Source organism: Hydrogenophaga pseudoflava NBRC 102511 (genome assembly GCF_001592285.1).
Classification (GTDB): Bacteria; Pseudomonadota; Gammaproteobacteria; order Burkholderiales; family Burkholderiaceae_C; genus Hydrogenophaga; species Hydrogenophaga pseudoflava.
Map to the genome: position 1 here is coordinate 105,497 of NZ_BCWQ01000007.1, position 13,972 is coordinate 119,468.

Annotated in this window: 11 protein-coding genes; 8 read left to right on the forward strand and 3 right to left on the reverse strand. The window is 68.2% G+C overall.

Translation table 11 applies throughout. The features are described from left to right. Position 1: 1 nt before the first annotated feature. A complete protein-coding gene (locus HPS01S_RS21795) occupies positions 2-6,769 on the reverse strand; it encodes a beta strand repeat-containing protein (protein ID WP_066155074.1) in 6,768 nt (2,255 codons plus the stop codon). A 373-nt stretch (positions 6,770-7,142) separates the two neighbouring features. Here HPS01S_RS21795 and HPS01S_RS10410 point away from each other — a divergent pair, with 373 nt between their 5' ends. The 4 genes from HPS01S_RS10410 to HPS01S_RS10425 are packed head-to-tail and all read left to right on the forward strand — an operon-like array spanning position 7,143 to position 9,413. Next, entirely contained in the window at positions 7,143-7,682 is a 540-nt protein-coding gene (locus tag HPS01S_RS10410; RefSeq protein WP_066155076.1) for a phage tail protein, read from the forward strand. Between the two features lie 46 nt (positions 7,683-7,728). Beyond that, on the forward strand, positions 7,729-8,259 hold the full coding sequence (locus tag HPS01S_RS10415) for a phage tail protein (protein WP_066155079.1): 531 nt from the start codon (positions 7,729-7,731) through the stop codon (positions 8,257-8,259). A 31-nt stretch (positions 8,260-8,290) separates the two neighbouring features. Continuing rightward, positions 8,291-8,833, forward strand: coding sequence for a phage tail protein (locus HPS01S_RS10420; protein WP_066155081.1), 543 nt, complete (start codon positions 8,291-8,293; stop codon positions 8,831-8,833). A gap of 1 nt (position 8,834) precedes the next feature. Continuing rightward, positions 8,835-9,413 (forward strand): GNAT family N-acetyltransferase, encoded by a 579-nt coding sequence (locus HPS01S_RS10425; RefSeq protein ID WP_169803939.1) that lies wholly within the window; start codon positions 8,835-8,837, stop codon positions 9,411-9,413. Here the strand turns inward: HPS01S_RS10425 and HPS01S_RS10430 are convergent. Continuing rightward, complete coding sequence (locus HPS01S_RS10430) at positions 9,406-9,696, reverse strand: DUF6916 family protein (protein ID WP_066155084.1); 291 nt, start codon at positions 9,694-9,696, stop codon at positions 9,406-9,408. The genes HPS01S_RS10425 and HPS01S_RS10430 overlap by 8 nt on opposite strands. Before the next feature lie 106 nt (positions 9,697-9,802). Here HPS01S_RS10430 and HPS01S_RS10435 point away from each other — a divergent pair, with 106 nt between their 5' ends. Both HPS01S_RS10435 and HPS01S_RS10440 read left to right on the forward strand, forming a co-directional pair. Further along, entirely contained in the window at positions 9,803-10,594 is a 792-nt protein-coding gene (locus HPS01S_RS10435; RefSeq protein WP_066155086.1) for an SDR family oxidoreductase, read from the forward strand. An 11-nt stretch (positions 10,595-10,605) separates the two neighbouring features. Next, positions 10,606-10,983: a dihydroneopterin aldolase gene (locus tag HPS01S_RS10440; protein WP_066155421.1), complete on the forward strand. Its 378-nt coding sequence runs from the start codon at positions 10,606-10,608 to the stop codon at positions 10,981-10,983. Positions 10,984-11,075: 92 nt separating this feature from the next. Here HPS01S_RS10440 and HPS01S_RS10445 read toward each other — a convergent pair whose 3' ends face one another. After that, on the reverse strand, positions 11,076-12,131 hold the full coding sequence (locus HPS01S_RS10445; protein WP_084397254.1) for an outer membrane protein: 1,056 nt from the start codon (positions 12,129-12,131) through the stop codon (positions 11,076-11,078). A 235-nt stretch (positions 12,132-12,366) separates the two neighbouring features. Between HPS01S_RS10445 and ttcA the strand changes: the two genes are divergently transcribed. Next, positions 12,367-13,293 (forward strand): tRNA 2-thiocytidine(32) synthetase TtcA, encoded by a 927-nt coding sequence (ttcA, locus tag HPS01S_RS10450; RefSeq protein ID WP_066155092.1) that lies wholly within the window; start codon positions 12,367-12,369, stop codon positions 13,291-13,293. Positions 13,294-13,333: 40 nt separating this feature from the next. Continuing rightward, a complete protein-coding gene (locus HPS01S_RS10455) occupies positions 13,334-13,969 on the forward strand; it encodes a DUF4136 domain-containing protein (protein ID WP_066155095.1) in 636 nt (211 codons plus the stop codon). Positions 13,970-13,972 lie beyond the last annotated feature (3 nt).

Sequence of the window (13,972 nt, forward strand, 5' to 3'; positions counted from 1 at the left end):
ATCACCGGGTTGCAGGGGCCGTGGCCGGTGCCGGAGCGCCGAAGCCCACGCCAAAGTCGAAGCGCACCGCCAGCCCGCCCGTCAGGCGACGCACCAGGGGGTTGGCCGAGGTCACCCGCGCGCCCTGCGGCAAGCTGACCGGGTCCACCTTGAGCACGAAGTTGCGTCCATGGGCGCGTGCCGCTGCATCGATGCCGACCAGATGGAAGCGCCCGTAGCTGTCGGTCTGCACGACCAGTCCTTCGGGGCTGGCCAGGCGCACGCCCGGAATGCCCACTTCCGAGACGCCGTGGTTGGTGACGATGTAGTCCACCCGGTAGCGACCCTCCTGCGGCGTCACCGTGCGCTGCACGCGCAGGTCCTGGTTGTTCAGACCCGCGGCGACGTCGCCTGCGTGCTCGTAGCGGACATCGCCGCCGGGCGCCACGACCAGCCGCGCCCCGTCCTCACTGGTCACCACGGTGTCGCTGGTGAACACAGGTGCTGTCACCCACTGGCTGATCACCACGCTGTGTGATGGCACCGCGGCGTCGCCACTTTCGCGCCCCCGCAGCGTGCCGAGGCGGATGCCGTGCAGCAGCGGAGCGCTGGCGTCGGGCTCGGGCTGGGCGCCCTGCCCGCGGTCCACCGTGGTGGAGCCGGCCACATAGACGGCGGGGTCGATGCCGCCCTGGATGCGCACGCCCTGCGCGTCGGCACTGTCCTGCCAGCCGTCACCGTCCTGGTCGATGAACACCTTGCCGATGATGGAGGTTTCGTCGGTGTCCGGGTCGGCGCTCACCACCACCACGGCCTTGGCCGTGCTGCCGACCTTGGCACCTTCGTGGAAGGGTTCGGCGGTGTTGGTGGCCTCGCCCCGGCGCGCGTTGGCACCCACGCGCACCACGTAGCTGATGTGCGCCCGGCCGTTGCCCGCCAGGTCGATCTGGCCCAGGGTGATCGGGCCGGTCCCGCTGGCCGTGCCGCGCGCGTCCACGTCCTGGAAGCGCACGCTGCCCGGCACCAGGCTGAAGCCCGGCGGCGGCGTGTCCACGATCTGCAGGCCGTCGACCTCACCGTCGTTTTCGGTGAGGTTGTCAATCTGCAGGGTGTAGGACACAAAGTCGCCCACGCGGGCCTGCCGGGTCTGTGCGGTCTTGATGACCCGCACCAGCACCTGGCACTGCTTGACCTTCACCACGATCCGCGCGCTGTCGCAGTTGTTCGACACGCTGCGCTGGCAGATCCGGTAGCCGATGACGTAGGTGCCGCCCGGCGTGCCGGCCGGCACCTTCACTTCGCCCGTGGCCGTGTTGAGCTCGGGCACGGGTTTGCCTGGCTTGGCGGGTTTGGCCGGGGAGGTCACGGTGCCCAGGATGTCGGCCGCACGGACGGGCCGGCCGTCCAGGGTGTCGTTCTTATAGGCGTTGCCCACCACCACGTCCGATTTGGGGCACATGACTTCGCCGAACTCATCGTCCTTCGCCCGGATCACGGCGTTCACCACCTGCGTCGTCAACGTCACGCGGCACTGCGCGTCCTGGCTGCCCGCGGCGCACACATTGCTGGTGGCGGTGGCCACGTTCACCACCCGTCGGGCACGGGCATCGGCCGCTGTGACCCGGTAGGTGCCCTGCAGCACGCAGGTCTGGCCCGGCAGCACGCTGGCACAGACGGCATTGCCGGGGTTGATCTGGGCATCGCTGATCACCACGTCGGTGAGCGGCACGAAGCCGGAGTTGGTCACCGTGACGCGGTAGGTCAGGGTGTCGTTGAGCGAGACTTGGCCGTTGCCGTCTTCGTCGGCGTTGCTCAGCACCTGCTTGTCCAGGGTCTGGCGCGGTGTCGAGGTCACGGCCATCGCGAAGCTGCGGGTCGAGATCTGTCCGTTGGCGTCGGTGGCGGTGATTGTGAAGCTGAAGGCCCCCACCTGCGTGGTCGTGCCCGACAGCAGGCCGGTGGTGCTCAGGGTCAGGCCCGAGGGCAGCGCCCCGCTGGTAACCGCGAAGCTGTAAGGCGCCACACCACCCGAGGCGGTGATGGCCTGGCTGTAGGCCTCACCGGCGACCGGTTCGGGCAGGGTGGCAGGCGCCATCACGATGGTGGGCGTGGCCACCTCGATGCTGTAGTTCTGGGCCACCGAGAACGGCGCGCCGGCTCCGGTCAGCACGCTGTCGGTCGCCGTGATGGTGACGGGATAGTTGCCAGGCGCGGTCGGCGTGCCGGACAGCGTGCCGCCGGCAAAGCTCAGACCCGCCGGCAGTGCGCCGGTCAGCGCATAGGTGTGCGGACCTGGGCTGCCGCTGGTGCTGAAGGTCTGTGTGTAGGCGCTGCCGTACGGCGCTGTCAGCGTGCCGGCGGCCGGTGTCATCAACAGCGTCGGCGCGCCGATGACCATGGTGTAGGCCCGGCTGCCGACCTGGCTGAAGTTGTCGGTCGTGGCGACCGTGAAGTTGAAGCTGCCCACCTCGGTCGGCGTGCCGGTGAGCGCGCCGCCGCTGCCCAGGGTAAGGCCGGTCGGGAGGCTGCCAGCGGTCAGGGCGAAGCTGTAAGGCGCGATGCCCCCGCTGGCCGTGAGCGTCTGGCTGTAGGCCACACCGATGGCGGGGTTCGGCAGGGTGGCCGGACTGACCACGACCGTCGGCGCGGCCACCTCGATGGTGTAGTTCTGCGTGATCGAGAACGGCGCGCCGGTCCCGGTCAGGCCGGAATCCACCATCATGATGCTGATGTTGAAACTGCCCAGTTGCGTCGGGGTGCCCGATATCGTGTAACCGCTGATCGTCAGGCCGGTCGGCAAGGAGCCGATCATCACCCGGTTGTACGGGCCCGGGCTGCCGCTGACAGCGAAGGTCTGGCTGAAGGGCACGCCGTAGGGCGCACTGAGCGTGCCCGGGGCCGGCGTCATGGTCAGCGTGGGCGCGCCCACCACCAGGGTGTAGGCGCGGCTGCCGGTCTGGCCGTTGGCGTCCGTCGCGGTCACGGTGATCGGGAAGCTGCCAGCCTCGGTCGGCGTGCCGCTCAGCGCGCCCCCCGTGCTCAGGGTCAGCCCGGCGGGCAGACTGCCGGCGCTCAGGGCAAAGCTGTAGGCGGCCACGCCGCCGCTGGCGGTGAGGGTCTGGCTGTAGGCGGTGCCGGCGGTGGCACCGGGCAGGGTCACCGGGCTCACCACGATGGCCGCTGCGGCGACGGTCAGCGTGTAGTTCTGCGCGATCGAGAACGGCGCGCCGGTGCCGGTGGAGCCGGTGTCGGTGGCGGTGATGGTGAAGCTGGTGCTGCCCGGCACCGTGGGCGTGCCCGAGACCGTGTTGCCCGAGAACGTCACACCCGTCGGCAGGGAGCCCGTCAGCGCGTAGCTGTAGGGACCGGTGCCGCCACTGGCCGTGAAGCTCTGGCTGTAGGCCGCGGCATAGGGGGTGTTGAAGGTGGCGGCGGCCGGGGCCAGCGCCAGACCGGGCGCCGCCACGGTCAGCACATACACCTCGCTCACCGTGTACGGTCCGTTGCCGGTGCTGCTGTCGGTGGCAGAGCCGGTGAGCGAGAAGCTGCCGGCCTGGGTCGGTGTGCCGGACACGGTCACGCTGTTGGCCGTGGTCCCGGTGATCGACAACCCGGCCGGCAGGTTGGTGACCTGGTAAGCGCCCCAGGGCTGCGCGCCCCCGAACAAGGTGATGGTCTGGGAATACGGCAGGCCGACGGTGGCCGCGAAGCTGCCGCTGGCGGTGGAGGTGATGACCGGGTCATTCACCGTGACGGTGACCGTGGCCGGCGCCGAGGTGCCGCCGCTGTTGGTCGCGGTGTAGGTGAAGCTGTCCGGCCCGCCGTAGCCGGTGGTCGGCTGGTAGGTGATGCTGGTGCCGCTGGCGATGGCCGTGCCGTGGCTTGGCGCGCTGGCGACAGCCACCGAAGTCGCCGCACCACCAGTGATGTTCAGCGTGACCGGCGTGGCCGCCGCGTTGTACGCCACGGTGAGCGACACCGCGTTGGCCACCGGCGGGATGTCGATCACGGTGATCGCATACGCCCGGGTCGCGGTGTACGGGCCAGTGCCCGTGCTGCTGTCGGTCGCGGTGATGCTGAAGTTGAACGTGCCCGGCGCACTGGGGGTGCCGGTGATGGCGCCGCTCGCGGCGTTGAGGGTCAGGCCGCCCGGCAGTGCACCGGCGGTGACCGCGTAGCTGTAGGGCGCCGTGCCGCCCGAGGCCGCCGTGATGCTGTCGGCGTAGGCCGTGCCCACCGTGCCACCGGCCAGGCTGGCCGCCGGCAGGACGATGGTGGGCGCTGTCACGGTGAGCGTGTAGGCCTGGCTGCCGGCGAACGGGCCCGGGAATGGGCTGCTGTCGGTGGCGGTGGCGGTGAAGTTGAAGCTGCCACCCGCCGTCGGCGTGCCGCTGAGCACACCGCCCGCGGACAGGCTCAGGCCCGCGGGCAAAGCGCCGGCCGTCACTGCAAAGCTATAGGGCGCGACACCCCCGCTGGCGCTGAGGGTCTGGCTGTAGGCCGCAGTGACGGCGCCACCGGGCAGCGTGCCCGGGCTCACCGTCACGGGCACATCGTCGTTGGTGATGGTGCCGACGCCCTGGTTGTCGGCGATGGTGGCGTTGGACGCGCCGCTGAGGTTGACGAAGAAGGTTTCGTTGGCCTCGGGCACGGTCTCGCCCACCACCGGCACCGTGATGGTCCGCGTGGTCTGGCCCGGCGTGAAGGTCAGCGTGCCGCTGGTGCTGGTGTAGTCGGCGGGCTGGGTGGCGGTTCCGTCGGCGGTGGTGTAGTTCACGCTCACGGTCTGGCCGCTGGCGGCGCTGAGGGTCACCGTGAACACCGCATTGGTCGTGCCGCTGTTGCCTTCTACCACCGTCACGTCGTCGATCGACAGACTCGGCAGCGGGTCGTCGTTGACCACGGTGCCCACACCCTGCCCGTCCACGACGACCGCATTGACCACGTTGGTGACGTTGACGAAGAAGGTCTCGCTCGCTTCGTTCAGGGCATCCCCGTTGACCAGTACGGTGAAGGTGTAGCTGCTGCTGCCAGCCGGGATGGTCTGGCCGGTCAGGCTGTTGGCGACGTAGTCGACACCGGCTGTGGCGGTGCCGTTGGCGGTGGCGATGTCGAAGGTGACGCCGCCCGGGCCCGCCGGCGCGCCCAGGCTGACCGTGAAGGTGAAGCTGGTGGTGCCTGCATTGCCTTCATTGACGGTGACGTCGTTGATGGTCAGCGTCGGCAGGTCGTCGTTGAGGACCGTGCCGGTGGCGCTGGTCGGCACGCCCACCGTGTAGCCGGAGCCGGCCGCGAGGGTCAGGGTGACAGTCTCGTCGGCCTCGATGGTGGCGTCGGCGGTCGGGTTGACCGTGATCGTGCCCGTGGTGTTGCCAGCGGGAATGACCAATGGCGATGCGATGGTCGCGTAGTCGGTGCCGTTGGCAGCGGTGCCGCCGATCGTGTAGTCGACGCTGATCGGGGAGAACGCTGCCTGGTTCAGGGTGACGGTGTAGACCAGGTTGGGTGCGCCATCTTCGGCCACGCTGGCCGGCGACACCGAGATGGTGGCGGACGGCATATCGTCGTTGAGGATGGTGCCGGTGGCGCTGGCCGGTGCGCCGACCGTGTAGCCGGAACCCGCTGCCACTGTCAGCGTGACCGTCTCATCCGGTTCGACGGTGCCGTCCACCGCGGGGTTGATGGTGATCGTCGCGGTGGTCGCCCCGCTCGGGATCGTCACCGTGGCCACACCACCGGTGTAATCGACGCCCGAGGTCGCAGTGCCGCTGGTGGTGATGTTCACCACGGTCGGCGAGGACAGGTTCAGGCTGCGCGTGACGGTGTAGGTCAGGTTGGTCGCCCCGTCCTCGCTCACGCTGGCTGGCGACACCGTCATGGTGACGCTGGGCGGCGGGCTGACGGTGAGGGTGAAGGTCTCGAGTTCGAAATAGGGCGCGCCACTGGGCGTGCTGGCGTCGGTGACGCGCAGCGTGACCGGGTAGCTGCCGGTGGCGGCAGCGGTGGTGCCGCTGATCACGCCAGCGCTGGAGATGGTGATGCCGGCCGGGAAGCTGCCGGTTTCAAGCTGGTAGGTGTGCGGCGCGACGCCCCCGCTGGCGGTCAGCGTCTGGGAAAACGCCACGCCCTGGATGGCGGTGGCCGAGGTCGGCGAGATGGACAGCGAGGGGTTCTGCACCGTGCCGGTGTAGCCCCGGTCCACGAAGTCGGCGGTGCTGTCGGTCGAACGCACGCTGAAGCTGTAGGCACCGCGCTGGGTCGGCGTGCCGCTGATCACGCCTCCGCTGGTCAGGCTGAGACCGACCGGCAGGGCGCCGGTCTGCAAGGTGTAGGTGTAGGGGCCCACGCCGCCAGACGAGGTGAGGGTCTGCGAAAACGGCGTGCCGGCGGTCATGGTCGGCAACGCGGAGGGCGACACGGTGATCGCGGAGACCGGCGCCGAGATGGTGATGTTCACCCGCACGGTGTCGCCGAAGTCGTCCTCCAGCCAGATCGTGTCGCTGCCCCCGCCCGCGGGCGTGCTGCCGTTGTGTGCGTAGGTGAGCGACTGCGGCCCGCCGGTGCCCGGACCCAGTGTGACCGTGCCATGCTGTGCGAACGGGGCGAAGGGCCCGCTCACGCCGCCGAAACCACTTTGGCAGGCAGTGACATCGACGACCACGGAGCCACCCCAGCTCACCGTCGCAGTCAACGGTGACGGACAGAAGGAGGACGTCTGCGCCGAGGCCAGCGAGGGCCACAGGAGAACAGCGCCGAACAGCAGCACCAGACGCAACAGCCACGCGCTCACGCGGCGCGCGCACGCAGCCGCACCCCCACTCAAAAATCCTGCAGGCATGTCGCCCTCCCTCACGGCCGTTTCGGCTTGCGTCGCTTGAATGAACGGTTCGCTGGAGGCAAACCATTTCGGTCGGGCAGTATAGATACATCTCGCAACAAATGGCGTTGCCGCCAAGCGACAGCGACATCGCCCTCTCTTTCACGGCACTGGTCGCGGGCACCAGATCACCCGGGGGACGACTGTCGCCCCAGACCCGTCGGACAGTGGCGATGTTCCCTGCTAGTGCTGACAGGGGAACGCTCGACCCGGACCGCCCAAGCTGCAAAGAATGCGGCGCGGCGGCGCTGAGCCACCGCCCACCACTAACCCAAAGGGAGCCCACGTGAGCGACTTCTTCATTGGCCAGGTCATGATGACCGGCTTCAACTTCGCGCCGAAGTTCTGGGCGCAATGCAACGGCCAGCTGCTGCCGATCAACCAGAACCAGGCGCTGTTCGCCTTGCTGGGAACACAGTTCGGGGGCAACGGCACCACCAACTTCGCACTGCCCGACCTGCGCGGACGAACACCCCTCGGGTATGCCACCTCAGCGGACCCCAGCTGGCAGCCCCCGCCGGTGCAGATGGGCCAGTCGGACGGCGCCGAGAACGTGACCCTGCTGTCGACCAACCTGCCAGCGCACGTGCACAGCGTGAACGCATCAACCACAGCGGGAGACAACCGCATACCCCGCGACAGGGTGTACGCGACCAACACCACGGCAGACCAGTCGCTCTATGCCGCGTCCAGCGGCCCGCTGGTCCCTCTGAATCAGCAGACAGTCGCCCCCGCTGGCGGCAACCAGCCGCACCCCAACCTCCAGCCCTACACCGCGATCAACTTCTGCATCGCGCTCAGCGGCATCTTCCCTTCACGCGACTAACGGCCCGTACCCAGGCCCCCCGACTGACCATTCGGAGCACCGTCTCATGTCCACACCCTATATCGGCGAAATTCGCATGTTCGGCTTCGGCCGCACCCCCATCGGCTGGCAGGCCTGCGACGGCAGCCTGCTGCCCATCTCCCAATACGATGCGCTGTTCGCGCTCATCGGCACCACCTACGGCGGCGACGGACAGAACACGTTCGCCGTCCCCGACCTGCAGGGCCGGCTCCCCATCCATCAGGGCCAGGGCCAGGGGCTGAGCAACTACGTCATTGGTCAGCGTGCCGGCACCGAAAGCGTGACCGTGCTTCCGACCCAGATGCCGGCGCACTCGCACGTCATGGTGGCCACCACGGGCGCATCCACCGCCATCACGCCCGGCCCGACGTTGTTGCCGGGCACCGTCAGCAGCGACACGTTCTACGTGAACACCATCAACGGCAACAACGCAGCGGCGATGTCGAACCAGATGCTGACGGTGAGCGGCGGTTCGCAGCCGCATGAGAACTGCATGCCGACACTGACCGTGCAGTACTGCATTGCCACCGAAGGCATCTTCCCGCAACCGGCCTGAACGCAGAACAACCCCACAAAGGAACCAGATCATGAGCGAACCCTATGTCGGCGAAATCCAGATGTTCGGCTTCAACTTCAATCCACGCGGCTGGGCGTTCTGCAACGGCGCCACACTGCCGATCCAGCAGAACACGGCGCTGTTCGCCCTGCTGGGCACCACCTACGGTGGCGATGGCAAGACCACATTCCAGCTGCCCAACTTCGCCGGTCGTGCCGGCTGTGAACAGGGCCAGGGACCGGGCCTCACGCCGCGCTCGCTGGGTGAGACCTTCGGCACCGACTCCGTCGCGCTGACCAGCAACCAGATCCCGGCGCACAACCATGGTGTCAACGCGTTCTCGCAGACTGCTTCAGGCAGTGGCTCGAATTCACCGGTCAGCAACGGCGGGCTTTCATTCCTGGCCACGTCCACGGCATCGAAGAACTTCGTCGCCGCGCCCCTCAACACCAGCCTGGCTCCGAACATGGTCCAGCCCAGCCAGGGTGGCGGACTCCCCCACCAGAACCAGCAGCCGTATCTCGGCGTGAACTTCTGCATTGCGCTGCAGGGAGTCTTCCCCGCTTTCCCCTGACGTGGCATCACCTCTCCTGCCAGGCCTGGTGCCATTTCCGCCCGGCCGCGCAGAGCATCCTCCCCGACCCGCACTTTTCACGGAGTGCGGGTTTTTCCTGCGCCCGCTGCGCGATGCCGATCTGCCCTGGCTGTGCGACCTCTATGCCAGCACGCGTGCCGAAGAGATGGCGCTCGTGCCGTGGCCGGAGCTGGTCAAACGCCAGTTCATGGAGCAACAGTTTGCGCTGCAGCACCGGCACTATGTGACCCACTACCCCGAGGCCGACTTCTGGGCCATCGAGCATCGGCACCACGGTGTGTCGGGCAACTGCTATCTGCTGCGCACGCCGCCCGAGCACCTGATCGTCCACATCAGCCTGTTCCCACGCGCACGCAACGGTGGGCTGGGCTCGGCGCTGATCCGGCAGTGCCAGGCCCAGGCGATGGCCCAAGGTTGCGGCGTGCGCCTCCACGTGTTGCAGTCCAACACCGGCGCACGCAGGCTCTATGAACGACTGGGGTTTGTGGCCGGCGGTGACGAGGGGGCCCACCTGTCCATGCGCTGGACACCCCGGCCGGACACAGGCCCGGTCAGTTGAACACCGCCTGGTACAGGAAGCCGGCTTTCTCGTAGGCGATGGGCACCAGGAAAATCCCGACCTCGCCCACCTGCGGGTGGTGCATCGGGTAGGTTTTTTGCGGGAACACCACGGCCGCGGTGTTGCGGAACAGCAGGGAAAACGGCTTGCGCATCGGATGGGGCGCCGCCGCGCCGATGGGCCGCGCCTCGACCAGCACGAACTCCAGGTTCACGTCGTCCAGCCGGGTGGTGAAGGACTGGTTCACACAGCCCGAAAAGTGTTCCAGCGTCAGCAGTTCCATGCGATGAGCCTCCCTCCCCTGTGTCGGGGCAATGGACGATTATCGTCACGGCACGGCACACCCTGTGCTGCTCGCTACACTGCCAGCCTGCCCCTGCACACCCGACATGACCGCCCACACCTCCTCTGACAACAGGCCGTCGCGCACCGCGCTGGTCACCGGTGCCGGCAAGCGCCTGGGCCGAGAGATCGCGCTCACGCTGGCCCGCGCCGGCTGGAACGTCGCGGTGCACTTCCGGCAGTCGGCCGCCGAAGCCGGGCAGACCGCGCGCGACTGCGACGCGCTGACCGGACGCCCGGGCAGCGCCGCCACCTTCGGCGCCGACCTCGCCGACGAGGCCGCGGTGCGCGCCCTGCTGCCGGCCGTGGTGGCGCACTTCGGCGCGGTCGACGCGGTCGTCAACAGCGCCTCGCTGTTCGAACACGACGACGCGACCAGCTTCGGTTTTGCCACCATGGAAACCCACCTGCGCAGCAACACCGGCGCGCCCATCCTGCTGGCCCAGGCGCTGCACGCGCACCTGGCCACGCGCGATGCGGAGGGCGCGGTGGTCAACCTGCTGGACCAGAAGCTCTGGAACCTCAACCCCGACTTCCTGAGCTACACCCTCTCCAAGGCGGCGCTCGAAGCGGCCACCGGCATGCTGGCGCTGGCGCTGGCGCCGCGCGTGCGCGTGGTGGGCGTGGCGCCGGGCCTGACGCTCACCAGCCACCTGCTGAGCGATGAGAAATTCCAGACCCTGCACCGCCAGTCGCCGCTGGGCCGCTCGTCCACCCCGGAGGACGTGGCCGCCACCGTGGCCTTTGCGCTGGGCAACCGCTCGGTCACCGGCACCACGCTGCTGGTCGACGGCGGCCAGCACCTGATGCGCTTCGAGCGCGACTTTTCGATGATGTGAGGCGGATGCCCATGAACTCCACGAACCACGCCGGCACCCAGATCCTCACCCTCACCGGGCTGCGCTTCGACGCCAACCTGGGCATCCTGGAGCACGAGAAGACCAGCCCGCAGCCGATCCAGGTCGATGCCGAGCTCAACCAGGGCACCCAGCCTCTGCTGCCGCACGACGACGACATCAGCCACGTGCTGGACTACCGCAAGGTGCGCCAGATCATCATCGACGAGTGCACCGCCGAACACGTGAACCTGCTGGAGAGCCTGATCGGCAAGCTCACGCGGCGCCTGATGCAGCTGCCTGGCGTGATCGGCGTGCGGGTCAAGATCGCCAAGCTGGAGATCTTCGACGACTGCGAGGTCGCGATCCGCATGGAAAGCGGGCAGTGGTGAGGCGCACGCCGTCCCGGTTCTGAAAAAAGAAAGGGCCCCTCGCGGGGCCCTTTTGATGTACAGGCTGGTGCTTCAGGCCACCAGCGACGGCATCACTTGAAGTTGTACTGGACGCCGACGCCCAGGTACATCAGCTCTTTCCACGAACGCGCTTCGTCCGAGCTCTTCTTCAGGAACACATCGAAGTCGCTGCGCAGGGACAGGTTCTTGGTGAAGGCGTGGGTCAGGCCCAGGCCCAGGGTCGGGCGGGTCTGCGTGCCTTCGACGGCGTCGGTGTGCTTCACACGGGCCACGCCGGCCTTGCCGAACAGGCGGGTGGCTTCACCCAGGTCGGTGCCGACGGTGCCGCGCAGGCCCAGGGCGTTGACCTTGGACTCCAGGCCGTTCTCGAAGTTGTGGCTGCTGCCGAACTGTGCAAAGGCTTCCGCACCCCAGAGCTTGTTGAACTGGTAGCCGGCGCCCAGTTGCAGGGCGGGCTTGGTGTCGTGGTCGTTGTGCTGGGCGATGCCGTCGATCGGGCCGTTGCCGATCAGGTCGCGCTGGGCGCCCAGGGTGCCGAAGACGTACGGGAAGGCCACGACTTCAGCGGCCTTGGGCACCACCGGTGCAGGTGCGGGCACCGGAGCGGGCGCAGGCGCGGCCGCCACCGGGGCGGGCGCGGGGACCACGGCGGGAGCCGGGGCCGGAGCGGCCACCGGGGTCGGGCGCGGCAGCAGGTCGGAGAAGTGGTTGTCGCACTGGCGCATGGTCACGCGCACGATCTTGCCGCTGGCGTCCTTGTACGCGTTGACTTCCATGGTCGGGCTGAACGGGATCCACTTGCCCTGCAGCGCCTTGCTCACGCCGCCGCGGCCGCGGGCCGTGGCCACACCCTTGTCGCAGGCGCCTTTGGCGTATGTGGGGCTCAGGTCCTTGAGCAGCATCGGCGACACCGAGGCCTCACCGGCGCGCAGCTTGGGCTTCTGCTTGGTCTGGGGCTTGTAGAACTTGGCCGTGCCGCCCTGGATGGCGGCGTCGCAGGCCTCGGGCGTGGCGTAGCCGGTGTTGCCGTCGCGGTCGGTGGTCATGCCGGCGGTCTGGGCCATGGCGACGGAGGCGATGGAAACCAGCATGGACGCCAGGGCGACCCGATGAATAGCAAAGGACATAAAGGACTCCAAATAAAATTGATGTTTTTCCCAGGTTGTGCCGCAGCAGGGACACAACAGGATGGCGCGGCGCAACAAGGCCGCTCACACGGGGAGAAAGTGTAGCTTTCGACCTAAATCCGCCTGTAACAAGCCGCAATCTTGCGGGTTTTGACCACCGACTTGTGCATTGCAGCATACCGCAATGCGAACCTGTTGCGTTTGACGCACACCGCCCCGGCCCGAGGCCCGACCGATGACCCCAGAAAAACTCGCCTTCGAAAACAAGAAACTCGAAAAACGCTTGTGCCGCGAGGTCGGCCGCGCCATCGTGGACTACAACATGATCGAGGAAGGCGACCGCGTGATGGTCTGCCTTTCCGGCGGCAAGGACAGCTACGGCCTGCTCGACATCCTGATGAAGCTGCAGAAGCGCGCGCCGGTGAACTTCGAGCTGATCGCGGTCAACCTCGACCAGAAGCAGCCCGGTTTCCCCGACCACATCCTGCCCGAGTACCTGTCCAAGCTGGGCATCCAGTACCACATCGAAACCCAGGACACCTACTCCATCGTCAAGGAAAAGATCGAGCCGGGCAAAACCATGTGCAGCCTGTGCAGCCGGCTGCGCCGCGGCATCCTCTACCGCGTGGCGCGCGAGCTGGGCGCGACCAAGATCGCGCTGGGCCACCACCGCGACGACATGCTGCAGACCCTGTTCCTGAACATGTTCTTCGGCGGCAAGCTCAAGGGCATGCCGGCCAAGCTGGTCAGCGACAACGGCGAGTTCATGGTGATCCGCCCGTTGGCCTACGTGCCCGAGAAGGACCTGATCCGCTGGGCCGAACACCGGCAGTTCCCCATCATCCCCTGCACCCTCTGCGGCAGCCAGGAGAACCTGCAGCGCAAGCAGGTGGGCAACCTGCTGCGCGACTGGGACAAGCAGTTCCCCGGCCGGCTGGAGAACATGCTGCACGCGCTGCAGAACGTGGTGCCCAGCCACCTGATGGACCGCTCGCTCTACCCCTTCCAGACCCTGCAGACCACCGGTGCGCCGGTGGAGGACGGCGACCTGGCCTTCGACGAGGAGCCGCTGGTGGCACCCGCGCCCGCCGCCGACGCGGACGCTGTGGAAGTGAACGTCCGGCCCCGTGCGACGGTCATACCGATTGCCGCCACCACCTGATATGGGTGCTGAGCCAGGCGTCCAACCCGCCGGAGGAACCATGACCCGCCTTGCCCTCGCCCTGCTGACCACCCTCGCCCTGGCCGGCTGCGCCGGCACCTACCGTGTGGACAACGCGGTGCAGAGCTACGCGCACTGGTCGGCCGACATCCCCACCGGCGCCCAGGCCCCGGCCGCCGTGCCCCAGGCGCCGCAGACCTACCGCTTCGAGCGCCTGCCCTCGCAGCGGGAGGGAGGATCCGCCGAAGACCAGAACCGGCTGGAAGCCTGGACCCGGACCGTGCTGGAAACGCACGGCTGGACCGTCGCCGAGGCGCCGGCCAACGCCCCGTGGCGGGTGCAGGTCACGGCCACCACCGTGCGCAACGCCCGCAGCCCCTGGGACGACCCATGGCCCAGCTGGCGCTTCCGGGGGCAGGTCGTGGCCGGCAATGGCTATTTCTACTGGTCGCCGATGTTCGTGATGCCGATGGACATGCCCTGGTACGAACGCAAGGTGGCCGTGGTGATCCGCGACGCGGCGTCTGGCCGCGTGGTCTACGAAACCCAGGCCGGTCACGACGGCCGCTGGAACAGCACCCCGGCGCTGTGGCAGGCCATGCTGCAGGCGGCGCTGAACGGTTTTCCGGTGCCACCGTCCGGCCCCCGGCAGGTCGACATCGACCTGCCGCGCTGAGCC

What these genes read in the sequence shown, in the direction of transcription:
- HPS01S_RS10415 (WP_066155079.1), top strand. Translation starts at nt 7,729, where the DNA reads ATGTCCACACCCTATATCGGCGAAATTCGCATGTTCGGCTTCGGCCGC.
- HPS01S_RS10420 (WP_066155081.1), top strand. Translation starts at nt 8,291, where the DNA reads ATGAGCGAACCCTATGTCGGCGAAATCCAGATGTTCGGCTTCAACTTC.
- HPS01S_RS10430 (WP_066155084.1), bottom strand. Translation starts at nt 9,696, where the DNA reads ATGGAACTGCTGACGCTGGAACACTTTTCGGGCTGTGTGAACCAGTCC.
- HPS01S_RS10435 (WP_066155086.1), top strand. Translation starts at nt 9,803, where the DNA reads ATGACCGCCCACACCTCCTCTGACAACAGGCCGTCGCGCACCGCGCTG.
- HPS01S_RS10440 (WP_066155421.1), top strand. Translation starts at nt 10,606, where the DNA reads ATGAACTCCACGAACCACGCCGGCACCCAGATCCTCACCCTCACCGGG.
- HPS01S_RS10445 (WP_084397254.1), bottom strand. Translation starts at nt 12,131, where the DNA reads ATGTCCTTTGCTATTCATCGGGTCGCCCTGGCGTCCATGCTGGTTTCC.
- ttcA (WP_066155092.1), top strand. Translation starts at nt 12,367, where the DNA reads ATGACCCCAGAAAAACTCGCCTTCGAAAACAAGAAACTCGAAAAACGC.
- HPS01S_RS10455 (WP_066155095.1), top strand. Translation starts at nt 13,334, where the DNA reads ATGACCCGCCTTGCCCTCGCCCTGCTGACCACCCTCGCCCTGGCCGGC.